The following is a 23,764-nucleotide window of genomic DNA, read 5'->3' as shown; positions in this document are numbered from 1 at the left end:
CGAGCGGAGGGGTGGACGAAAGGGTTGGGCCATTGTTGACAGCCTCCAACTCCAATCGTAGCGTCTGTCCGCGCTCCCCTGACCAAGTTGTCGGACTTTGCCTGAGGAGCGCAATCGGCATTTGACCGCGATTGAGCGGGCATTCGTGTGCCGTCGCGGTATCTGTCGTCCAGACCCCATCCCCTGGGGTCGCCCACACCAACGAGGGAGTTGTCGCATGGGATCCTATCTCGTCCACCGAAGGGCCTGGCGTACGGCGCGCCGGAGCGTTGTGGTGCTCTCGGCACTGCTACTCGGTAGCGCCGCCGCCGACGCGCAGGCTGCGCGACTCACCGGCCGGGTCACGGATGCCGGCTCCGGCATGCCGGTCAGCGCGGCCCGTGTGTTCGTCGCCGGTACGGCGGCGGCCACGCAAAGTGGTGACGACGGCCGGTATACGCTGCGGGGCGTACAAACCGGGACCATCGAAGTCACGGTAACGCGCCTCGGCTACGAGGCGAAGAAGTTGTCCGTCTCCGTCGCCGGTGAGGCGACGACGCTGGACATCGTACTCTCCCAGGTCACGTACTCCCTCGCCGAGGTAGTGACCACGGTGACTGGGCAGCAGCGCAAGGTGGAGCTGGGCAACACGATCTCGACCATCAGCGTCGGCGAGAAGCTCGCGGAGACGCCGGTGCGCGACCTGGGCCAATTGCTCAATGGTCGTGCGGCGGGCGTCCAGGTGACGTCTGCGGGTGCAACGGGCACCGGATCGCGAATCCGTATCCGCGGCCAGGCATCGTTCGGCCTGAGCAACGAGCCCCTGGTTTACGTGGATGGCGTGCGCATCATCTCCAACACCGGCAGCTCGGCGCTCGGCGTCGGCGGGTCCAGCCCCTCGCGCCTGAACGACATCAACCCCGAGGAAATCGAGAACATCGAGATCATCAAGGGGCCATCGGCCGCGACGCTGTACGGCACCGAAGCGGCGAATGGCGTCATCAACATCACCACGAAGAAGGGGAAGGCCGGCAAGACGGTCTGGAACTTCTACAGCGAGAACGGGAACCTGTACGACCCGAACACCTATCCGCTGCTGTACTACGGCTGGGGCACCCTCCCCAACGGCACGAGTGGCGCGCGCTGTGTGCTGACGTCGGTCCCGACGGGGGCTTGCCGCATGGACTCGGTCACCACGGTCAACGTCCTCAATGAGGATCGCACGACGGTCCTCACGAACGGGATTCGCCAGCAGTATGGCGCCCAGCTCTCTGGCGGAACCGAACGTGTCCAGTTCTTCGGCTCAGGCGAGTGGGAAGACGAACTGGGCAACTACAAGATGCCGCAGATCGAGGTCGATCGCCTGATGAAGGAACGTGGCGTCACGAGCCTGCCGGACGAACAGGTCTACCCGAACAAGCTCAATCGCATCAGCCTGCGCACGAACCTGAACGCCGCCATTACGTCCAAGGCGGACCTGCAAGTCTCGAGCGGGTTCATCACCAGTGACCAGCGGCTACCCCAGAACGAGGACAACGGGAACGGCTTGATGGTCGCGGCTCTCGGTGGACTCGGGCGGCGCGACCTGACCGACAGCCGCGGGGTCCCACTCCTTGGCTACCGCAGCTGGCCGATGGGCGACGTTTTTTCGCGGACCACCACGCAAGGCGTCAACCGCTTTGTCAACTCGTTTGCGACGCAGTACCGGCCGGCTTCGTGGCTGAATGCACGGACGACGGTCGGGGTGGATATCACCTCCCGAGTGGACCAGGCCATCAACTTGTTCGACCAGGGGACCTACCAGTTCCCGGCGCGCAGTGGACAGATCAACAACCAGCGTACGGAGCTGCACCAGTACACCGTGGACGCCGGCCTCAGCGCAAACAAGATGCTGTGGGGCGGCTGGAACTCGAAGACGAGTGTGGGCTTGCAGTACTTCCGAAACTACTTTGCCCGCACCGGCGCGAGCGGCGAGGTCCTCCCGCCAGGCGGACGCACGTTGTCCCTCACGTCCTCGGCGCGCATCCCGAGCCAGGCGACGGACGAGACAATCACCCTCGGCACCTACATCGAGGCAGCGTTGTCCTGGAACGAGCGCCTCTTTTTGACTGGCGCAGTGCGCGCGGACGACAACTCCGCGTTCGGTGACCAGTTCGACGTGGTGCTGTATCCCAAGTTCTCCGCGTCGTGGGTGGCGTCTGAGGAAGCGTTCTTCCCCAAGTGGAACTGGCTGCAGACGTTCCGCTTGCGCACGACCTACGGTGCCTCCGGGCAGCAGCCGGGCACCACCGACGCCCTGCGGTTCTACAGTGGCGTGGGCACGACGTTGACCGGCCAGGTCGAGGCACCGGGCGTCAGTCTGGGTGCGCTCGGCAACCCGGACCTCAAGCCCGAATACTCGTATGAGCTCGAGGGCGGGTTCGACGCCAACATGTTGAACGGCAAGCTCAATCTCGAGATGTCGTACTATCGCAAGCAGACGCGCGACGCGATCATCGATCGCCAGGTGGCGCCGAGCCTCGGCTTTGGCGTGTCGACGCGCTTCGAGAACATTGGTTCGGTCCGCAACCAGGGGATCGAACTGGTGGTGAACTCACGGCTGCTCGACCGCACGTGGGCGGGCATCGACCTCACGGTGACCGGGTCGACGAACAAGAACACGCTACTGGAACTCGGTGAGGGGGTGTCGCCGATCTTCACCGGCAACCGGAACACCCAGTACAACGTGCCGGGGTATCCGCTCTTCGGGATGTGGGGTCGCCCAATGAAGTTTGCCGACGCCAACGGCGACGGGATCATCGTCGGCAGCGAGATCACCTACGACACGCTCAGCTACGTCGGTCCGTCATTCCCGACGCAGGAGTTCGCCGTCTCGCCGAGCATCGAGCTGCTCAAGCGCAAGCTGCGCATCAATACGCAGTTCGACTACAAGGGCGGGATGCGCAAGCTGAACAACACGCTGCGTCACCAGTGCCAGGGCGGGCAAGCCTGCCGGGGCCTCTACGACAAGACCGCCGCACTGGAACGCCAGGCAGCCGCTGTCGCCGCCAACGCCAACGTCTTCACGAACTTCTACGAAGAGGGTGACTTCACCCGCTTCCGCGAGCTTTCGGTCAGCTATCAGTTGCCGGACACCTGGGCGCGCAAGGTGCGCGCGTCACGCCTGAGCGTGATCGGCAGCGGCCGGAACCTAGCCGTGTGGACGAACTACACCGGCGTGGACCCGGAAGCAACGGTGGGCAACAGCGACACGCGCGGGAACGAGGAGTTCTTCTCCACACCGCCACTGCGCGCCTTCAACATCCGTTTCGCCTTGACCTTCTGAGGCGACCATGACGAACTCCATCCTATCCATGAAGCATGTGACCCGCCGTGTCGCCGCCACCTGCGCCATCGCCCTCGCGGCGGTGGCCGGGTGCAGCCCCGACCAGATCCTGGACGTCACCGACCCGGACATCCTCAATGTCGAGGACTACAAAACTGCTGCCGGAGCCAACGCCCTGCGCAATGGCGTCCTTTCGGACTTCCAGGCCGCGTTCTCCGGCTCGATTGATGGCGTGATCGTGTCCACCGGCAACATGGCCGACGAGATCCGTAGCACGGACACCTTCGAGGACCGGCTGTCGGTCTCCTCGCGCACCATGATCGAGAACAATCCCGCCCTGCTCGGGACGTATCGCGCCTTGCATCGGGCCCGATCCGGCGCCGAAACCGCTGCCGGCGTGCTGCGCGCGGTGGCACCAGAACCGAAGCGCAACATCGGAGAGGTGTTCCTGTACAAGGGCTTCGCCGAGGTCTTCTTTGGGGAGATGTACTGCTCCGGCGTAGGCTTCGCGAAGAACACCGACGGTGTGCTGTCTCCAGGACCGCAGCTTACCACCCAGCAGGTCTTCCAAATGGCCGTGGCCAGCCTGGATACCGCCCTGCTCCAGGCCGACACCAGCAACTTCGTGCGCTATGCCGCGCAAATCGGGCGGGCCCGTGCCCTCCTGAACCTGGGGCAGTTCGCCCAGGCGGCCGCAGCCGTGCAAGGTGTTCCGACGACCTTCCAGTGGCTCACCTTCCACTCGACCAACTCGGGACGGCAGGAGAACGCGGATCTGGGGTGCCCTCTCCGTCACGGCGCCCCGCTACACGGTGATCAACAACGAAGGAACGAACGGACTGCCCTACCTGCAGACACCAGTCGATCCCCGCGTGCCTTGGGCTGCCACCACGCGCAACGGGTTCAATTCGCTGCACACGCGCCTTCCGGACCAACGGAAGTACGGGCGCACGTCGTCGATCATCGTGGCTGATGGCCTCGAAGCCCGCCTCATCGAGCTCGAGGCGCGGCTACAGGGTGGTACGCAGGCCGATCGTGACGCCGTGTTCGCGGGGCTCAACACCTTGCGCACCACGCCGCGTTCGGTACCCAACCCCGCAGGTGGTGCGGCCGTCACTTACACCGTCGGCGCCATGCCCGGCGCGGCGCCTACGACGCAGGCGGCCGCGGTCGACATGCTCTTCCGTGAGCGGGCCTACTGGATGTGGCTCACCGGCCACCGCCTGGCGGACCTCCGTCGCCTGGTGCGGCAGTACCAGCGCCCGGCCGAGTCGGTGTACCCCACGGGAACGCAGGCCCAGCCGCTGACGGGGAACTACGGGACGGACCTGAACTTCGTGATCCCGTTCGAGGAGCGGAACTCGCCGACCTTCTCCGGCTGCATCAACCGGAACGCATAGGGCGACAGCGACGTGCGAGGCGAAAGGGCGTCCCCAATGGGGCGCCCTTTCGTTTTCCGGTGAGGGATCCGCAGGGCGCAAATTGGCAAAAAGAAAAATGCAGTATTCAGGCACCGGGCACTGGTGTGCGTGACCGGGTTCGGATAGCCTTCGATGGGCTTCGGCGCACGGTGCGTTCCCCTGCCGGGCTCTCATTGCCGGACCAGGAGGCGTGGCGGAGGTGCCGGCCCATCCTCGAACCGGGCGGACCCCATGGGCGACAAATCTCCACGATCCAAGGAACGCAAGAAACAGCAGGACATTTCCCAGAAGAAGGACGTCAAGGCTGCTGCGGCCGCGAAGGCCGCCCTGCCGGTGCTCAAGGGCCTCAAGGCTCACTGAGTATTCGCCGCGGCGAGCATCGCATGATGTTTGGGCGGGAGTCACACATGTGACAAACGGGCGCCCCGCAAAGGGCGCCCGTTTGCCTGCAAGCTCACCAACGAATAGTCCTCGAGGGCCGTCGTGAGAGGTGGTCGGCTGTTTGGACGCCGCCCACCTCGAGGCGAAGCGCGCGTCGCGACCCGCTACCGAATGGCCTCGGCGTGCACCTCGGGATCGAAGCCCTTCTCTCCCTTGGCCACCACCACCGTCGCCACCGCGTTCCCGATGAGGTTGGTGATCGCGCGCGCCTCGCTCATGAACCGATCGACACCAAGCAGCAGGGCCAGCCCTTCCATCGGGACGACGCGCAGGGCGGCGAGGGGTGGACGCGAGGACGATGAACCCCGACCCGGTCACCCCCGCTGCTCCCTTCGAGGTGATCATGAGCACCCCGAGCACCGACAGCTGCTGCCCGATGCTGAGGTCCACCCCGTAGGCTTGCGCGATGAACAGCGTCGCCATCGAGAGGTAGATCGACGTGCCATCGAGATTGAACGAGTAGCCGGCGGGAATGACCAGGCCCACCACCGGTCGCGCACAACCGAACTTCTCCATCTTGTCGATCATCCGCGGCAGCACCGCCTCGCTGGACGAGGTCCCCAGCACGATCAGGATCTCGTCCTTGATGTAGACGATGAGCTTCCAGAGCGAGAAGCCGTACAGCCGCGCGACGAGGTTGAGGACGATGAAGATGAAGAGGAACATCGTCAGGTACACCGTCCCCATCAGGCGCCCGAGGGCCACGAGGGAGCCAAGGCCGTAGTTGCCGATGGTGTAGGCCATGGCGCCGAAGGCCCCGATCGGGGCGACCACCATGACGATGCCGACGATGCGGAAGAAGACCGTCATCAGGCGATCGAGGATCCGCGTGACAGGACGGGCGGTCCGGCCTAACGACGCCAGCGCCACGCCGAAGATCACGGAGAAGAAGACCACCTGCAGGATCTCGCCCTCGGCGAAGGCGCCAACCACGCTGCTCGGGACGATGTGGGTGAAGAAGTCCACCCAGTTCATCTGCTCACCGGCGGTGGTGTAGCGCGAGATGTCTCCCGTGGCCAGGCGCGAGGCGTCGATCCCGTCGCCGGGACGCACCACGTTCATCACGATCACGCCAATGGCCAGCGCGAAGGTGGTCACGATCTCGAAGTAGATGAATGCGCGCAGCCCGACACGCCCGACCTTCTTGAGGTCGGTGGTCTGCGCAATCCCGATGACGATCGTGAGGAAGATGATCGGGGCGATCACCATCCGGACGAGGTTGACGAAGGTATCGCCAACCGGCTTCATCGCCTTGCCCCATGACGGCGCGACCACCCCCACAATGACCCCAAGGGTGATCGCGACGAGGACGCGGAACGTCAGGTTCTTTCCCAGCCGCGCGATCGTACTCGGTGGTACCGGGTGCGCGGTCGGCGGAAGCTCAGGCTCGCCGTGCGTGGGGGCGGCAATGTCGTCCCGGGTTTCGTGCTGGATTTCCGGGTTGCGTGAACCTTCGGACATTCAGGAAGGGTGAGGGGCGCGGGATGGTAAGTGGGGGCAGCAGTGGGCGGAAGAGGCGGTGCCAGATACCGATGAAGCACGGGCGGCACGGGTCTGGGGCAGCACGGGTCCCGCGTGCCCCTCGTGCCGCCCGTGCTCCCCGTACCACCCGTGCTGCGCCCTTCCGGTCCGTTCCTCCTGGCCGCTCTGGCGGTCTCCCTCCTCCTCCGCTCCGGCGCCGGAAGCCCATCGATGAACTCCGCGAGCTGCTTCCGATGCGCCGCCGTCGGCGACCGACCGACCCCGCCCGCGATGTTGTCGAGCATGTTCTTCGCCTGGCTCGTGGCCGGAGTGACCGCCGTGATCGCCGGGTGCCCAATGATCCACTTGAGGAAGACCTGGGCCCAGGTGGTGGCGTCGAACTCCCGCGCGTACTCCGGCACCGGCCGGTCGCCCACGCGACGGAACAGCCCGGTTCGCCCAAACGGCGCGTAGGCCAGCACGCCGATCTTTCGTTCCTGCGCCAGCGGGAGGATGCGCTCCTCCACGTTGCGGTTGTCCACCGCGTAGTCGATCCCGATGAAGTCCAAGGGTTCGTTGCGCATCACCTGCTCCAGCTCCCCGTATTGGCCGTCGGAGGTGGTGGTGATGCCGATGTAGCGCACCCGTCCTTCCTTCTTGAACTCCTTGAGGATGCCCAGCTGCGTGGCCGGGTCGCCCATGTTGTGCACCTGGATCAGGTCGATCTTCGGCTGCTTGAAGATCGCGAAGGAGCGCTCGACCTGTGCCTTGGCGGCGGCGGGGTCCGCCGTGGCCGCACCACGTCCGGCAACATTGAGCTTGGTGGCCCAGAAGAACTTCCTGGCGGCCCCCATCTCGTTCACGATGTTCCCCGCGGTTTGTTCCGAGGCGCCATAACTGGGCGCCGTATCGAACACGGTGGCCCCGCGGTCGATCATCGCCTGAAACACTGCCTTGAGCGCGGCGACGTCTTCGCCGCGGGCGACCTGGGAGAAGGTGGCCGAACTACCCAGACCAATCACCGGCAACATCTCACCGGACCCGGGGATAGCCCGCCGGATGAGCTGGCCCTGCGCGAGGGCCTCCAGGAGGCGCGGGGTCAGCCCGAGCGAGAGCCCGGCACCGGCGGTCACCTGCATCCAGTCGCGTCGCGTCAGCATGGGTCGAGTCTCCAGCGCCGGGGCGCCAAGTGGGTAACAGGGATATTACGCGCGACCCCCGCGCTCCGCTCGACGCTACGTGATAACCGGGACCTCGACGGTGACCAGTTGATTGCGCCCCTCCCGCTTGGCCCGCAGGAGTCGGGCATCGGCCTGCCGCACCAACGACTCCAGGGTCATCTGCCCCGTCCCCCCGGCGAGTCCGGCGGAGATGGTGACCCCGATCTCCGTGTGCCCCGACGCAACGCGGACCCGGAGGGCGCGCACCCTGGCCCGGAGCTGCTCCACGTGGACGGCCGCGTCCTCAACCGAGGTATCGAGGTAGACGATGGCGAACTCCTCGCCCCCCCACCGGCAGACGAGGTCGGTCCGCCGGATCGCCCCGGTGAGGACCTGGCCAACGGCACGGAGTACGGCATCGCCCGCCTGATGGCCGTAGTCGTCATTGATCCGCTTGAAGTGGTCGATGTCGACCATCGCCACGCTGAGCGGCGTTCCGAGACGCCGGGTGCGCAACAGCTCGTCCGAGACGCGTCCCTCAAAGGTGCGTCGCGTCATCAGGCCGGTCAGGAGATCGGTGGTCGCATGCTCGCGCAGGGTCACGGCCCAGGCGGCAATCCGCCCGCAGACGAACCCAAACAGGACGAGCATGATCGCGCGTTCGACCTGAACGCCCCAGTCGAAGGCACCGTACTGGAGCACGTCGCGCGTCGGTGTCGTTGGCCACATCCGGGCACTGGCGATGACGATGCCGAGGTACTGCAGGGCAGCCACCGCCCCGGCACTCCATGCCACCCGCCGGTCCCACCGGATGCAGGTGCCCACCAACGCCAGGAAGTACCCCATGAAGGTCACGCGCCCGTTCACTGCAACACTGGGGTTGCCTTGCGCCAGGTCCAGCACGTGCAGGAGGGACACCAACGAGACGTCGCCGATGGCGGTCGCAATGGACAGCCACACTGGGCATTCGCCCCGTCGCGTCACCACGAGCATGGCGAAGGCGAGCGCGAGGCAGCCGAGATTGACCGGCACCGCTCGCACGTAGTCCACGTGGGTCGGGTCGGAGATGGCGAGGATGCCGCCAAAGACCGCCAGCACGAACATCAGGACGAAGCGCGAGCGGGCAATCCGGTGCTCGGCTTGCATCGCGAGATCGGAGCGATCCATGTCTCCCCGCCACACCTCCTGCCACCAGCTCAACACCATCAGCGCCGCACCTGTCAAAGGTTCCGTGTCCCGCACCCGGTGAAGACGATTTACGGGGTGCGACGGTTCCGACCCGGGGTCGCGACCGGGGTCCCGGTCACCTCGAGGAGGAGCCCCTTCCCGCCCGGGACGGTGATCGGATCACCCGGCGCCCACTGCCCCGCCTCCTGGAACTCCCGCACCGCCGGCGCAGCGATTCGCGCCCCACGAGACTGTATCCCCAGTGCGGGCCAGTCGATGCGCAAGCGAACGGACCGGGAGTCCGAACTCCAGTTCCCCAAGGCGACGAGGGCGCGCCCCGGCTTCAGGTAGGTGGTCGCGAGAACCAGTGTGTCACCGGTCACAATCGGGGCATCCGGCGCCCACCACCCCACCATCCGGCTGCCTGTCATGCCAAAGGCATCCCACAGCGCCCAGAGCGGCGCCGGATCGCCGGACCATGGCATGCGATTCGTCATCCCGAAGGTCATCCCGCGCCAGGGATGACCGCCCTTCTCCAGCATCTCGCCCATCAGGCCAAAGGGAATGCCGGAGAGTTCCACGAGCCAGTAGTCGGGGTTGCTGTTGTAGTCGAAGTACTCGCCGAACCAGAGGCGATTGATGAACGGAAAGTGCTCCAGGTAGAGGTTGGCGCTGGAGGCGAAGCCGTCGCGGACGTTGAACTGGTTGGCACTGTGCAGGTCGATGAGGGCCCCGCGATTCCCCTGGTCGAGCACGCGCCGCACGCGCTTCATCGTCGTGCGGTCGAAGGCGACATCATCGATGTAGAGCCCATCGATGCCGACGTGCTTCACGAGCCAGTCGAGCCCCTCGACGTAGAAGTTGTGCCAGCGCGACACGCCACTCGTGACGAGGGCGGCATCACGGATCGGGGCCACATGCCAGGCCGAGAGGTAGTCGTCGCCCCCGTGCTCCATGAGCCACGCGCCACCGCCCCCCGGGCCACGGGCGAGCACCTCGTCACCTAACGAGCGAATGGCCCACAGTTCGGGGGCATGGTTGGTGATCTCGCGCACCGTGTAGTAGATCTTCGCCTTCATGCGGCGCGCGTGGGCGCTGTCCACGTAGGCCTTCATCTGCGCCGGCTCGAGGAACGGGTAGTTGATCCACGGGTTCACGCGGTTGGCATGGTGCACGTTCACCGTGTTGGCCCCGCGGCCGGCGATGGAGTCCACCGGCACAAAGGCATGGAAGTACCGCGTGGCCCACTGGGCGTCCGTGTCGATCGGCTTGAACGGCGTCAGCGCGAAGCGCATGTCAAAGCGCAGCGTCTCGCCCGCGGCGAGGGAGTGTTGCCCGGAGAAACAGCTGAGCGTGACGACGCTGTCCGGCGTGGCGCGGGCTGGCGCCCGGGGCCGCGTGACCGGGCCCACGACCGGCACCGCCGCGACCGAGAGATCGCATCCGCCGCGCCCACCGTTCCCCCACGACCGCGGGAGGACGAGCGGCTTGGACAGGTAGAAGTTGGTGTTGAGTGGCCGGACGTACGACTCGTCCTTGAGCGTCACCTGGACCCCGGTGTTCACGTCGCCCAACCAGACCGCGTCCTGGTTCTTGCGCGCCACGTCCCACGTCCAGTGAAAGGCGCCGGGCCGGCGTCCTCCGGGTTGGCCGAGCCCCATCATGTACCGCGCGGCGTCCGCGCGGAGTGGGACCACCAGGCGCACGTCGCCTAACGACGTGGCCTCCCGGGCGCGCAGGCTCACCTGGTACTCTGCGGTCCCGTCAAACTCCATCCGCGCCTGGACGTCCATCGTGAGCCCATCGCGCCCCTCGCGCTGCACCTGCCAGGTAACGACCCCATCCGTGCGCGGACCGAAGGCCACCGAGGCATTCTGCCACTCGACCGATCTCCCTCCCGCCGCCGTCACGTCCAGGCGCATCGGTGCGGCCAGGAGCTGGCGCGGCATCCCCCGCGCACTCGTCACACTCGGCGTGAACGTGGAGGTGACCTGTTCCGGCATGCCGTCCAATCCAACAGTCAACTGCCGGCCGAGGACGCCGACCCGCCGCCCTTCGCGCGTCATCGGGGTGAACGGGGCCACCAGCTCATCGTTCGCCGCGAGCTGCGAGTTGAGCCAGCGGAGTCGGGTCAGCCGGCTGGGTTCGTCATCCCCGTGGTTTACCGCCAGCGCGGCCCCGACGGTCAACGCGACACGGATCTTCTGGGGCCGCACCCCTTCGGCGCTGATCGTGACGTCCCCTTCGTAGACGTCGGGGGCCAGGGTCGAGTCGACGTCTACGCCGAACCACAGGGGTTGCACGCGCCCGGCGGCGACGCTGATCGCCTTGCTGAACCCCTGGCCCGCCCAGTCGATCCCCTCGACGTTGAAACAGGTCAACGCCCGTCGCGGAATCACGCCGCCCTTGCGCCCCCTCAGCTCATCGATCTCGACCGCGAGCCGTGGCAAGGCCGCCCGATGCGCCCACACCCCGACCTGGAAGGTGTAGTACTCCCCCCGATCCGTGTTCCCCTGGTGCGCCTGGAACGGGCCGCCGACGGCCCATCGTTGCGGCACCTCATCGAACATCCGGATCGGCCGGTTCCGGTCTTCACTAAAGAGAAAAAACTCCGCCCAGCTGTAACGCTGCCGGAGGGCGTCCAGTTCGCTGCGCGAGGCCACGCGCTCCATATCCGTGAAGGTGCTGAACGCGTCGGAGGACTCAAAGCGCAGCACCTGCACCGGCGGCAGTTGCCGGTACCCGCGGAATCGCGAGTTGTCCGGGGTGAGCGCGTTGCGCAGGAGCCATTCGCGCTGCGGGGCATCGTCCGGTGTGCGCCAGGCCAGCTTGGGATACGGCGACTGGAAGGTGCCCGTGTAGGGGAGGTAATAGATGTAGTACGTCCCCGGGACGGTGGGGGGCTGGAAGACGATCTCCCCGAATTCGCGGGTGATTTCCACCCGGGCCGCATTCACCACTCGGCGATTGGTGGCCGCGTCAATCACGACCACCTGCACCTCCTCCGGCGCCTTGTCGCGACGCCTCCAGTCCAGGCGCGCCAACACGGCGTCCGCACGGGTGTTCACCTGGACTACCGCCCGGTGATTCCCCAGGGAGTCGGGCTCCCAGGCGGGGCGTGACTGGGCAAGGACGCCAGCCGGCGCCAGGAGCAAGGCCATGATGGGGAGACGCATCCCACAAGATGCGATGGCCGGGCGCCCCGAGGAACAACCGGTCACCCGGTGGAGCGCCCTGTCCCGCCTGCGTTCCGCAGCCGTGCTACCCCCACCATCGTCCGACCTTCGTGCCGACCAGCCCATGACCAGCTCACCTCGCCTGTTCGCCCTCGCAGCCGCACTGGTTGCATGTTCGCCAGCCGGGTCCCAGGCACCTCCCGTCGCCGTCACCGGTCCAGTGGACGACCGCGCGCGCGCCGTGCTCGAACGCGACGCCGTTCGGCTGGTCGAGTTTCGCCGCGACCTCCATCGCCACCCAGAAACGTCAGGGAACGAGGTGCGCACCGCCCATGCCGTGTCGGTGGAACTCCGGCGGCTGGGACTCACCGACATCCGCACGGGAGTTGGCGGGCACGGCGTCGTCGCCCTCGTGCGCGGGCGCCGCCCGGGTCCCATGGTGGCCTACCGGGCGGACATGGACGCGGTGCCCTCCAGCGCCCCGGATCCCGTGGAGTTCCGGTCGCTGACGGACGGCGTCCGCCACATCTGTGGCCACGACATCCACACCACCATCGGCATCGCCCTGGCGGGGATCATGCAGAGCCTGCGCGACTCACTTGCCGGCAGTGTCATGTTTGTCTTCCAGCCCGCCGAGGAACGGGCGACGGGGGCCAACGCGATGCTCGCGGCCGGGGTCTTCGGGAACGAACGGCCGGTCGCGATCTACGGCCTGCACACGGCCCCATACGAGGTGGGGGCGCTCGCCACCGCCCCCGGCCCCATGATGGCCGGCCGCGATCCGTTCACGGTCACGCTCACTGGTGCCGGTGACCATTCGGTGGCGACTAACATCACCCTGCAGGCGCTTCAGCAGCTCGCCACGGCCACGCCGGACCAGGCATTCGCCAACCAGCCGTTCGACTTCATCGCGCTGACGTTATCGCCGCCGCAGGCCACCCCGGGCCGGACGACCATCTCGGGGACGGTGTCGGTGGCCTCGGCGACCTCTCGGGCGCGGGCCCAATCGCTGGTCACCGCCGGCCTTGCGGCCCTGATGCCCATGGGGGTCACGATCCAGGGGACCTACCAGGCGAAAGCGGTCGCCGGGGTGACCAACGACAGCACCTTGACCACGCGCGCCACCGCGGCGATCCGCGCGCGACTGGGGGCCGATGCCGTCCGCGCCGTGACCGGGATCGTCCCGGCGTTCAGCGAGGATTTCGGCTCGTTCCAGGAACGGGTCCCGGGCGTGTTCTACTTCCTCGGCGTGTCGAACAGCGCCAGGGGATGGGTCGGGATGCCCCATTCACCGGGCTACGTCGCCGACGAAGGGGCCATCGCCGTTGGCGCCCGGGCGATGGCCGCGGTGCTGCTCGATCGGCTTGCCTCGCCCTGACCGCCACACCTCCCGCCGACCCGCCTAACGCTGGAAGTACATCGGGCGCGCCGGCCGAGGATCCGGGAACACGCGCGCCGCATCCTTCCCGCTGTACAACACGCCGTTGAGCATCACGCGATCGATGCGGCGCGAGTTGCGGATGTCGACAAGTGGGTTGGCTTCCAGGATCACTAGGTCCGCGAGCTTCCCCGCCTCGAGGGAGCCGAGTTGGCGGTCCAACCCGAGGTAGCGCGCAGACGAGATCGTCGCAAAGGTCAGGGCATCGAGGGCGCTGAATCCGCCCTTCACGAACAGCTCCAGCTCCCAGTGCTTGTCGAGCCCGTGCTGCTGGCCGTGCCCGCTGCCCTGCAGCGACACGCCGGCCGCCGCGAGCTTCTTCAGCTCGGCCGCCATCTCCACCGCGTAGATGTCGTCGTCAAAGAAGTGCGTCGGGCGCCGACCGGCCAGCATCTGGTCACGACGGAAGAACTGCAGGACCTTCGGGTCCTCCCAGAGACGTTCCGACTGCCGATACAACGTCTCACCCTGCGGCCCGTTGTACGAGACGATGAGCGTCGGGGTATTCCCAGCCCCACTGGCCGCCCAGAGGCGCGTGACGTCGTCCTGGATCGGCGTCAGGCCGATGGTATGCTCCAGGCCGCTGACCCCATCGAGCAGCATGGTGAAATTCATCGGCGGATCGACGGCTGTCTCCGCCACCACGTTCACCCCCATGGACCGTGCCGCCTCGTACAGCTGCTGTCGCGCCGCGCGACCAAACTGGACGTAGTCCTTCAGGGCCGTCGCCCCATGGTCCTTGTTGAAGCGTACGATTTCCTCGGCGTCCGCCAATGACGTGATCGGGCGGAAGATCTTTGGTCGGTAGGTGCGCAGGCCATAAATCGGATTGCCCGTGGAGAACAGGCGCGCTCCGGGAATGGCGCCACTCCGCTGCAGGTCCGAGACGAGGAAGTCCTTGTACACGTTCCCGTAGACCTCGTACATCGTCGTCGTACCGTACGCGAGGTTCGCCAGCAGCCCCTGGTGCCGCTGTTCCACGGTGTGGAGGGTCGAAAGCGTCGGGTTGTAGTGGGCGTGCGCGTCAATCATCCCGGGAATCACCGTGCGGCCCCGCAGGTCGAAGGTGCGCGCGCCGGCGGGGACGCGCACCGAGGGGCCGACGGCCGAGATCACGTTGCCGGTGATGATGACCGTGGCGCGTTCATGCACGGTGCGACGCGCGTCCATCGTCACAACCCGCGCGTTGGTGAGCGCAATCGTCCCGCTCGGGCGATCGACGAGAAAGTCGAACGACAGGTCGGTGCGTGTCGGTGACCCGCGCGCGGCCACGATCTCGGCCACCGCCTTCTCGTAGTAGCCCGTTCCCCGGGTCCAGTGCACGCGGGCGCCGTCGCGCGACCAGCCGAGGTATCCCCCATCGTTCGCGTCAACACGAAAGGCGGGGCCCAGCTGATCGTAGGCGCTGATGGCGACCGTGCGTCCCGCAAAGGCGAACGGCGTCACGAAGCTCCGCTGGTATTCACGGAAGGCGACCCAACGCCCATCGGGCGAGACGTTGGCCGTGACTGCGTGCGGGAAGGCATACAACGTCTCCTTCCCCTCGCCGTCGAGGCGCACGCGCCGGAGATAGAGGGTGTCACCTGCAAATTCCGTGTAGTAGATCCGGCTACCGTCGGGCGTGAAGCTCACGCCCGGGGGCTGCCCGGCGGTCCCCATGTGGTTCGACCCCGCCATGGACACCCCCGCCACGCGCCGCTCCGACCCGTCAGGGCCTCGGACCATGAGGTCAAAGGTGAGCTGCTCGTCGATCGTGGTTTCCCCACGCTGCAACTCCCCTGCTCCCCGAATGTAGGCCAGTGACCGCCCGTCCGCCGAGAGGGCGAGGGACCCGTACTGGGACGGGACCGTCGTCAGGCGCTGCGGCGTGCCACCGCCAAGGGGGCGCGACCAGACCGCCCCAAGCGAGTCATCGTCCCACGTCGCGTAGTACAAGGTCCGGCTCCCCGGATCGAACACCGGGCTCGACTCATGCGCGGCACTGTTGGTCAGGTTGGTGCGCTGCGTCCCGGCCATGAGGTGCAAGTCGCCCAGCGCCTCGTACACGACACCACCATCAACGGCGATCCCGAATCGGTGCGATCGCGTCCGCGTGGTCCCCTCGGCGGGGACCGCGACCGGGAACGCCAATCGCTGTGCCAGCTGCCGCTGCACCGGTGCCGTGAACGGAATCTCCCGCACCGCACCGCGCTGGGTGTGAACGGCGATGAGCTTGCCGTCCCTCGCAAGCACGATCTCCGACCCATCCGGGGTGAAGCTCATCTGCGGATGGGCACCATACCCGGTGCCGGCCCCAGCCTCCTGGCGGTCGCGATCCAGCGCGGGGAGGAGCACGCGCTCCGCGCCGGTCCCCAGCACGCGCAGCACGAGCTGCGTGGCCTTGTCGTCGCGATGGGCATAGGCGAGGTAGCGGCCATCGCGTGACAGCGTGGGTGAGAAGGCCCCGCCGGGTCGTGCCACCAGGGTGGACGTCTCCCCGGTGCGAAGGTCGTACGAGCGCACCTGGAAGCCGGCGGCATACACGGCCCCTGCCGGAATCGAGTAGTACACCTTGCCGCCCGCCTCCACGAAATGCGTCGGCGGGGTGAAGACCGCTGGCCGCACGAACTCGAGCCGATTCCCCCACTGGTCCAGTCGAACGGCCGAGAAGCGAGCGCCGAGGTCCATGACGGTGGCGAAGAAGGCGTGCCCATCCGCTGACCACGAGCCCCCCGCGGTCCACTGCGACCCCTTGGATAGCTGCTCCACCTGGTCGCCACCGCGGGTGAGCGCCCAGAGGGCGTTCATCCCCCCTCTGTCGGAGGTAAACAGGACGCGCGCGCCATCGGGGCTATACCGCGGCTGCATGTTCCAGCTGCTGCCGCGCGTAAGCGCGCGGGCCTCTCCTCCGGCGAGGGGCAGCTCGTACACATGGCCGAGGAGGTCAAAGGCGATCGAGCGACCGTCTGGCGAAACGTCCACGTTCATCCACGTGCCGCGAGTCGCCGTGAAGTCGAGGCGTGGACCGGGCGCCCGCACCGTGTCGACGCGCCACGATGGGACGGCCTGCGCGGCGAGGGTCACGGGGAGGAGCAGCGGTACGAGGGAGCGGACGAATCGGCGCACGAGGAGTCTGGGTGGGATCGCCCCGAAGATGCGGCGCCGCAGCCTTACCCGCGAGCCGAAACCCGCGGGTCCAAGGGTAGATTTCCCGCCGTCATTCCAGCGGCGGCCGCCATGTTGGCCGGCCCGAACCTGGATCGCCCGAACTCCCGTCCCATGCGCTCAATGAACCCGCAGCCCTTTGGCCGCCCACGCGCACGCCGCGGCGCCGCACTGCTCCTCGCTGTGCTCCCCGCGATTCTGGAGGGCCAACGCGCCCGCCCCGCGGCGCCCGCCGCCCCCGCCGCGACACCGTACTCGGCGACGGTTTACTCCTCCCCGACGGCTACACGCTCCGCGTTCAAGGGGATGTACTGGCGCAACGTGGGCCCGATCCGCGGTGGACGCGTGGATGCTGTCGCCGGCGACCCGACCCGTCCAATGGTGTTCTACCACGGCGCCGTGAATGGCGGCGTGTGGAAGACCGTGAACGGTGGAGCCTCGTGGGTGAACCTCACCGACGGCAAGACCGACATCTCCTCGGTAGGCGCCATCGCCGTGGCACCATCGGATGCGAACGTGATCTACGTCGGCACCGGCGAATCCCAGCTCCGGGAAGACCTCACCTTTGGTACCGGGGTCTACCGCTCCACCGACGCTGGTGACACCTGGCAGCACCTTGGCCTCCCCGACACGCACCAGATCACGGACGTTGTCATCGACCCGCGCGATCCGGATCGCGTCTTTGTGTCGGCGATCGGACATGCCTTCGGCCCAAACGCGGAGCGCGGCGTCTTTCGCACAACGGATGGGGGCAAGAACTGGAAGAAGGTGTTGTTCCTCAACGACTCGACCGGGGCCAACGACCTGTCGATGGATCCGTCGAACCCGCGGATCCTCTATGCCACCATGTGGAAGTTCCAGCGGACCCCATGGTCCATGGATGCCGGGGGCGGCCGCAGCGGCATCTGGAAGACCACAGACGGCGGCGACACCTGGAAGGAGCTGACGTTCAACGAGGGGATCCCGCGCAAGCCGTTAGGCAAGATCGGTATCGATGTCTCACCGGCCAACCCGCGTCGCATCTACGCAAGCATCGAGGCGCCCGACTCGTCCGGCGGAATGTTTCGCTCGGACAACGCCGGCGACACCTGGCAGCGCGTGGGATCCGACCCGCGCCTCTGGGTCCGCGCCTGGTACTACAGCGCCGTCACCGCCGACCCGCTGGACGAGAACGCGGTGTACGTGATGAACCTGCAGGTGATGCGCTCCACCGACGGCGGGCGAACGTTCCAGACGGTGCGGGTCCCCCACGGCGACACGCACATCATGTGGGTCGACCCGAAGGACAACAAGCGCCTGATCAACGGTAACGATGGCGGCGCGGTCATCTCGTTCGATCGCGGCCAGACCTGGTCGACGATGTCCAACCAGCCGACCGCGCAGTTCTACCATGTCACGACCGACAACCAGTGGCCGTACCGGATCTACGGAGCCCAGCAGGACAACTCCGCGGTGTCGGTGCTCAGCCGGTCGGATGACGGCGGCATCGGTGAGCGCGACTACTACAACACGGCAGGGTGCGAGAACGCGACGATCGCGATCGACCCGCGCGACCCGATGGTCACCTACGGCGGGTGCTACATGGGGATGTTCTCCCGCTATGACCACCGCACCCGCCAGGAGCGCGACATCTCGGTCGGCCTGATGAACTACGACGGGTACGGGGCGGGCGAGGTGCCGCATCGTTTCCAGTGGACCTTCCCGGTCCTGATCTCGCCGCACGACCCGAGCACCCTCTACGTGACGTCGCAGCATGTCTGGCGTTCGCGCAACGAGGGGGCGAGCTGGGAACGCATCTCCCCGGACCTCACGACCGCCGACCCCAACACCCTCAAGCGGACCGGTGGCCCCATTCACGGGGAGATGACTGGCGCCGAGTGGTACGCGACGGTGTATGCGTTCATGGAGTCGCCCGTCGAGAAGGGGGTGTTGTGGGCCGGTTCCGATGACGGGAAGGTGCACATCTCCCGTGACAACGGGGCCACCTGGCAGGACGTCACGCCGCCGGCTTACGGCAAGTTCACCCGCACGGCGCACATCGATCCATCGCCGCACAGTGGCGCTGTCGCCTACATCGCCGCCAATCGGTACCAACAGGACGACTTCACCCCGTACCTATGGAAGACCACGGACTACGGGAAGAGCTGGACGTTGATCACGAAGGGGATCCCGTCCAATGCCTATTCCCGCGTTGTGCGTGAGGACCCCAAGCGCCGGGGGCTGCTCTACTCGGGCTCCGAGCTCGGGGTCCACGTCTCGTTCGACGATGGTGCGAACTGGGAGCCGCTGCAGCTCAATCTTCCGCGAGTCAGCGTGCGCGACCTCAAGGTGCACGAGAACGACCTGATCGCCGCCACGCACGGGCGCGCCTTCTGGCTGATCGACGACCTGTCCCCGATCCGCCAGATGGCGGACAGCATTGCGGCGAAGCCGGTGCACCTCTTTCAGCCGGCGACGGCAGTGCGCTGGCGCGGGAGCCCGCGCGGAGGCACCAACACCGCGGGGAGCAATCCCCATGGCGGCGCGTACATCGACTACTGGTTCAAGGAGCGTCCGACGGGTGAGGTGAAGCTCGAGTTTGTCGACGGCAGCGGCAAGGTGGTGCGAGCGTTCACCAGCACGGCGAAGAAGCCCGACACCCTGAAGACGACCGCCGACTCCCTGGCGAAGAAGGTGGACGACGAGAAGGCCGGCGCACTCGCCTTCATGCCGGGCACCGAGCAGGTGCCGATGCGCGCCGGGTCGAACCGGTTTGTGTGGGACCTGCAGGTCGAGGAGCCCAAGCGACTGCCCAACACGGTTCTCGACTTTGGCTCGACAAGCGGCCCGCGCGTCCCACCGGGGACCTACACTGTGCGGCTCATCGCCGGCAAGGACTCGCTGACCCGCCGGTTCGCGGTCATCGCCGATCCGCGCGTCAAGAGCACCACGGCCGAGTTGACGGAGCAATACGCGGCCGCCCTGCGTGTGCGCGACCGGATCACCGAGATCACCGAGAACTCGCAGCGCACCGAGGACGTGCAGCAACAGATCGACAAGCGCGTCGCCCAGGCCAAGGACCAGGCGTTCGCGAAGCGCGTGGATTCGCTGGCGAAGGACGTGCGCGGCAAGTTCGAGAAGGTGCGCGAGGAGTTGTACGAGATCGGCTGCCATGTGGACCAGTGCACGCTCGACATGCCGATCAAGCTCTACAACATGTTCATCACCCTGAACATGCAGGTGCAGACGGGAGACTACACCCCGACAAAGCAGCACGGGGAGATCTACAACGACCTCAACGGCAAGTTGCAGGTGCAGCTGCAGCGGCTGCAGGCCCTGGAGGTGAATGAGCTGGCCGCCTTGAACAAGCTCTTGCAGGAGGTGGGGTTGCCTCCGGTGTACGTCGCGCCGCGGAAGACGATCTCTTAAGCGGGGACGGATGGTGGGGGCGCCGATGCCCCCACCACCTTACCGGTCCGCCTGGTCAGTCAGCAAAGAGCCACGCCAGATCGATCAGCAGCGGGGACGCCGCACCGGCTGGCCACCAGCTCACGCGCTCGCGCTCGACCACTGGAAACTGCGCATCCGTGCCTGTCGCAGTAGTCCGCCACCACGCGATACAGCCTTCCCAGTACATCCTGGTGCCGGTAAACAGGCGACGGGCTCACGAGCAGCTTCCCGTACGCGAGTTCGTAGCGATTCCCGTCGCTCGGCAGGGCGAGGACGTCGGCCACGGTGTAGTACTCCTGCAGCGGGGCGGGCATGCCCATAGGTTCGGCTCGGCGGGGCCGAGGGCGCAAGGGGGAATGAAGAGACGCACGAGGCAAGGGTGACCAACTCCCTCGCGTCGTGCGTCATCATTTCATCCCCAACGAGCACCGCTGCGACAACAGCCCCACGAGCGGGCGACCGTCCGCCCTGTCAGACCTGAGCCGCCGGCGCCTTTCGTCCCAGCACCTTGTTCGACAGGTCGTCCAGCATCGTGTAGACCACCGGAACGATGAACAGCGTGAGCAAGGTCGACGTGATGAGGCCGCCGATCACCGCGTGCGCCATTGGCGCGCGTTGCTCCGCCCCTTCGCCGAGCGCGAACGCCAGCGGCAACATGCCGAAGATCATCGCGGCCGTCGTCATGATGATCGGTCGCACGCGGATCCGCGCGGCATTGAGGATCGCGTTGCGGCGGTCGATCCCACGCTCCCGCTCCTTGTTCACGAAGTCGATCAGCAGGATTCCGTTCTTCGTCACGAGCCCCATCAACATGATGATCCCGATCATCGACATCACATTGAGTGATCCGCCGGTGACGAGCAGTCCCAGGGCGACGCCAAGGAACGACAGCGGGAGCGCCAGCATGATCGACAACGGCTGGATGAACGAGCCGAAGATCGACGCAATGATCAGGTAGATGAACACCACCGCCAACACGAGCGCCTCGCCCACATACCCCTTGGTCTCCGTGAGGTTCTGCACGTCCCCACCGAAGATGGTGCGGTACCCGGTGGGGAGGCCGATCGCGTTGATCTTCGCACGCGCGTCGTCGGCCACGTTCCCCATCTGGAACCCGGGCAGGACCCCGGCCGAGATGGTCACGCGACGCTCGAGGTAGCCGCGCTCGATCTGCTGCGGTCCCACGCCCGGCCGAATCTCGGCGACCTGCGCCAACGGGACCGTCGCGGCCATCCCCGTGCGGGCATCAAAGTTGTTGCTGAGCAAGGGAATCTGCGCAACGTCCTCGGCGCTGACCCGTTCCGAGTCCGGGTACACCACCATCACGTCGTGCGAGTACCCGTTGGGGTCCTCCCAACGCGTTGCGCGCTGCCCCTGAAAGAGGGGCTGCAGGGTGGAGCCAATCGTCTGCATCGCCAACCCGGCCGCCCAGGCCTGCTGCCGATCCACGCGCACATCCAGCTGGGGGATCTCGCCATCGTCACTCGATTGCGGCTCGGCCGACCCCTCCACCGTGCGCATGGTGGTCAGGACCTGTTCGGCGGCCAGCTTCAGTCGTGTAGGTTCCGGGCCCTGCACGTAAATCTGGATCGGCTGCCGCATCCCGCCGAAGATCGACATGTTCCCGGTGATCGTCGGACGCACCCCGGGGATGCCCGCCAGCTTGCGGCGCAACTCGGTCTGGATGTCGAACATTGACTTGTCGCGCTCACCAATGGGCTTGAGCCGCACGAAGATCTGCCCCCCACTCGAACCGCGCCCGCCAAACCCACCGCCGCCGCCGATATTGAGCGAGGTGAACTCGACCTCGGGTTGCGAGGCGAGAAAGCGCTGGATCTCCTGGCCCTTGCCGGTGGTGTACTCAAGTCGTGAACCCGGGGGCAGTCTGAACGAGACGTTGAACTCGCCGCTGTCGTAGTCCGGGAGCCAGGTGAACCCCAGGAGGGGGAAGAGCATGAACGCCCCGACCACCGACGCCACCGCGACACCCACCATCAGCCAGCGACGGTCGAGCGCCCAGTCCAGCCCGCGCTTGTACCGCTCCGACGTGCGTTCGAACCAGGCGTCAAAGGCAAAGGCGAACTTGCGGATCGGGTTACGCGTCCGGCGGCGCGTCTCGTCGTGGCCACCGTGTTCGACCTCGGGATCTGCCCACACGCTGGACAGCATCGGGTCGAGCGTGAACGACACGAACAGTGACACGAGCACCGCGAAGGCCACGGTCACGCCAAACTGGAAGAAGATCTTGCCGATCTGGCCTCCCATGAAGGCCACCGGGATGAACACGGCCACGACGGCCAGGGTCGTGGACAACACGGCCAGGCCGATCTCTTTCGTCCCCTCGAGGGAGGCCTCGAGGTGGCCTTTCCCCATCTCGATGTGGCGCACGATGTTCTCGCGCACCACGATCGCGTCGTCGATGAGCAGCCCAATGGCGAGCGACAGCGCCAGCAGGGTCATCGTGTTGATCGTGAAATCGAACATCCACATCACGAAAAAGGCCGAGATGATCGACACCGGGAGGGTGAGGCCCGTGATGACCGTCGAGCGCCACGAGTTCAGGAACAGGTAGATGATCAGGATGGTGAGCACAGCGCCGAGGATGATCGACAGCTGCACATCGGCGAGGGAATGCCGGATCTTGATCGAGTCGTCGCGAATGAGGGTCAAGTTGATGTCGGGTGGCAGCGTGCGCTGCACCTCCTCCACCACCCGCTTGACCCCATCGCTCACCGCCACCGTGTTGGACCCGGTGACCTTGAGCACCTCCAGGGTGACCGACGGCGTCTCGCCGATGAATGAGGCCGAGCGACGGTCTGCGACGCCGTCCTCGACCGTCGCCACGTCGCGCACGCGAATCGGCGCGCCGTTCCGCACGGCGATGACGACGTCGGCGAAGGCGCGTGGGTCCCGGATCTTGCCCGTGACCCGCACCATGCGCTCGGACTCGCCCCGGATCACCCGCCCGGCCGGCGTTTCGGTGTTCTCGCGCGCGAGGGCCTGCGACACCTGCGCCGGCGAGATGCCATACGCCACGAGCGCGTCAGCATTCAATTGCACGCGCACCTGGCGTGTCGTGCCGCCGTTGACGTTCACCCCACCCACCCCCGACACACTCTCGAAGCGTGGCTTGATCGTCTGTTCGGCCAGGTCAGTCAGGTCGCGCAGCGGGCGTTCGCTGCTGGTCATCGCGACGGCCATGATCGGCCGATCGTTGGGATCAAAGCGATTGATGACCGGATCGTCGATATCCGGGGGCAGCTGGCGGCGGATGCGGGCGAGCTTGGCGATGACCTCCTGCTGCGCTTCCAGCGGGTCCATCCCGAGCTGCAACATCACGCGCACGCTGGAGTTGCCCTCGGACGACGTCGAGGTGATCTCGCGGATCCCCTGCACCGTGTTGAGGGCTTCCTCGATCGGGCGCGACACATCGCGCTCCATCACTTCGGGCGACGCACCGGGATACGAGGTGTTCGCCATCACGATGGGGTACGTGATATCCGGGTATTCGTCCACGGCGAGGCGCTGGTACGCCACCACCCCAAAGACCACCAGCGCCACCATCATCATGGTGGTGAAGACCGGTCGCTTGATCGAGACTTCTGTGAGGTACATGGGCGCCT

Annotated in this window: 10 protein-coding genes and 1 pseudogene; 5 read left to right on the top strand and 6 right to left on the bottom strand. The window is 66.6% G+C overall.

Features of this window, described 5'->3' with window-relative positions:
* Window positions 1-217 precede the first annotated feature (217 nt).
* Genes IPK85_09950 through IPK85_09940 form a run of 3 tightly spaced genes read left to right on the top strand, consistent with a single transcriptional unit; the run spans window position 218 to window position 4,704 of the window.
* Window positions 218-3,304: a SusC/RagA family TonB-linked outer membrane protein gene (locus IPK85_09950; GenBank protein ID MBK8247703.1), complete on the top strand. Its 3,087-nt coding sequence runs from the start codon at window positions 218-220 to the stop codon at window positions 3,302-3,304.
* A 7-nt stretch (window positions 3,305-3,311) separates the two neighbouring features.
* Entirely contained in the window at window positions 3,312-4,277 is a 966-nt protein-coding gene (locus tag IPK85_09945; GenBank protein ID MBK8247702.1) for a hypothetical protein, read from the top strand.
* Window positions 4,270-4,704, top strand: a complete 435-nt coding sequence (locus tag IPK85_09940) for a hypothetical protein (protein MBK8247701.1) — start codon at window positions 4,270-4,272, stop codon at window positions 4,702-4,704. The genes IPK85_09945 and IPK85_09940 overlap by 8 nt, the downstream gene beginning before the upstream one ends.
* 566 nt (window positions 4,705-5,270) lie before the next feature.
* On the opposite strand, the pseudogene IPK85_09935 reads toward IPK85_09940, so the two are convergent.
* The 3 genes and pseudogenes from IPK85_09935 to IPK85_09925 all read right to left on the bottom strand — a co-directional run bounded on the left by IPK85_09935 (window position 5,271) and on the right by IPK85_09925 (window position 12,130).
* Window positions 5,271-6,627, bottom strand: a pseudogene (locus IPK85_09935) (dicarboxylate/amino acid:cation symporter).
* 1,235 nt (window positions 6,628-7,862) lie between these two features.
* A complete protein-coding gene (locus IPK85_09930) occupies window positions 7,863-8,954 on the bottom strand; it encodes a GGDEF domain-containing protein (protein ID MBK8247700.1) in 1,092 nt (363 codons plus the stop codon).
* Between the two features lie 89 nt (window positions 8,955-9,043).
* A complete protein-coding gene (locus tag IPK85_09925) occupies window positions 9,044-12,130 on the bottom strand; it encodes a hypothetical protein (GenBank protein ID MBK8247699.1) in 3,087 nt (1,028 codons plus the stop codon).
* A gap of 124 nt (window positions 12,131-12,254) precedes the next feature.
* Here IPK85_09925 and IPK85_09920 point away from each other — a divergent pair, with 124 nt between their 5' ends.
* On the top strand, window positions 12,255-13,508 hold the full coding sequence (locus tag IPK85_09920) for an amidohydrolase (protein MBK8247698.1): 1,254 nt from the start codon (window positions 12,255-12,257) through the stop codon (window positions 13,506-13,508).
* 24 nt (window positions 13,509-13,532) lie between these two features.
* On the opposite strand, the gene IPK85_09915 is transcribed toward IPK85_09920, so the two are convergent.
* On the bottom strand, window positions 13,533-16,673 hold the full coding sequence (locus IPK85_09915; protein ID MBK8247697.1) for a PD40 domain-containing protein: 3,141 nt from the start codon (window positions 16,671-16,673) through the stop codon (window positions 13,533-13,535).
* 345 nt (window positions 16,674-17,018) lie between these two features.
* On the opposite strand from IPK85_09915, the gene IPK85_09910 reads away from it, so the two are divergent.
* Window positions 17,019-20,120 carry a glycosyl hydrolase gene (locus IPK85_09910; GenBank protein MBK8247696.1) on the top strand — a complete coding sequence of 1,034 codons (3,102 nt, stop codon included), beginning with the start codon at window positions 17,019-17,021 and terminating at the stop codon, window positions 20,118-20,120.
* A 59-nt stretch (window positions 20,121-20,179) separates the two neighbouring features.
* Here IPK85_09910 and IPK85_09905 read toward each other — a convergent pair whose 3' ends face one another.
* Both IPK85_09905 and IPK85_09900 read right to left on the bottom strand, forming a co-directional pair.
* Window positions 20,180-20,461, bottom strand: a complete 282-nt coding sequence (locus IPK85_09905; GenBank protein MBK8247695.1) for a Uma2 family endonuclease — start codon at window positions 20,459-20,461, stop codon at window positions 20,180-20,182.
* A 151-nt stretch (window positions 20,462-20,612) separates the two neighbouring features.
* Entirely contained in the window at window positions 20,613-23,756 is a 3,144-nt protein-coding gene (locus IPK85_09900; GenBank protein ID MBK8247694.1) for an efflux RND transporter permease subunit, read from the bottom strand.
* Window positions 23,757-23,764 lie beyond the last annotated feature (8 nt).

Source organism: Gemmatimonadota bacterium (genome assembly GCA_016712265.1).
GTDB lineage: Bacteria > Gemmatimonadota > Gemmatimonadetes > Gemmatimonadales > Gemmatimonadaceae > RBC101.
The sequence above is the reverse complement of the archived record's forward strand: the minus strand, read 5'-3'. Positions and strand labels throughout refer to the sequence as shown.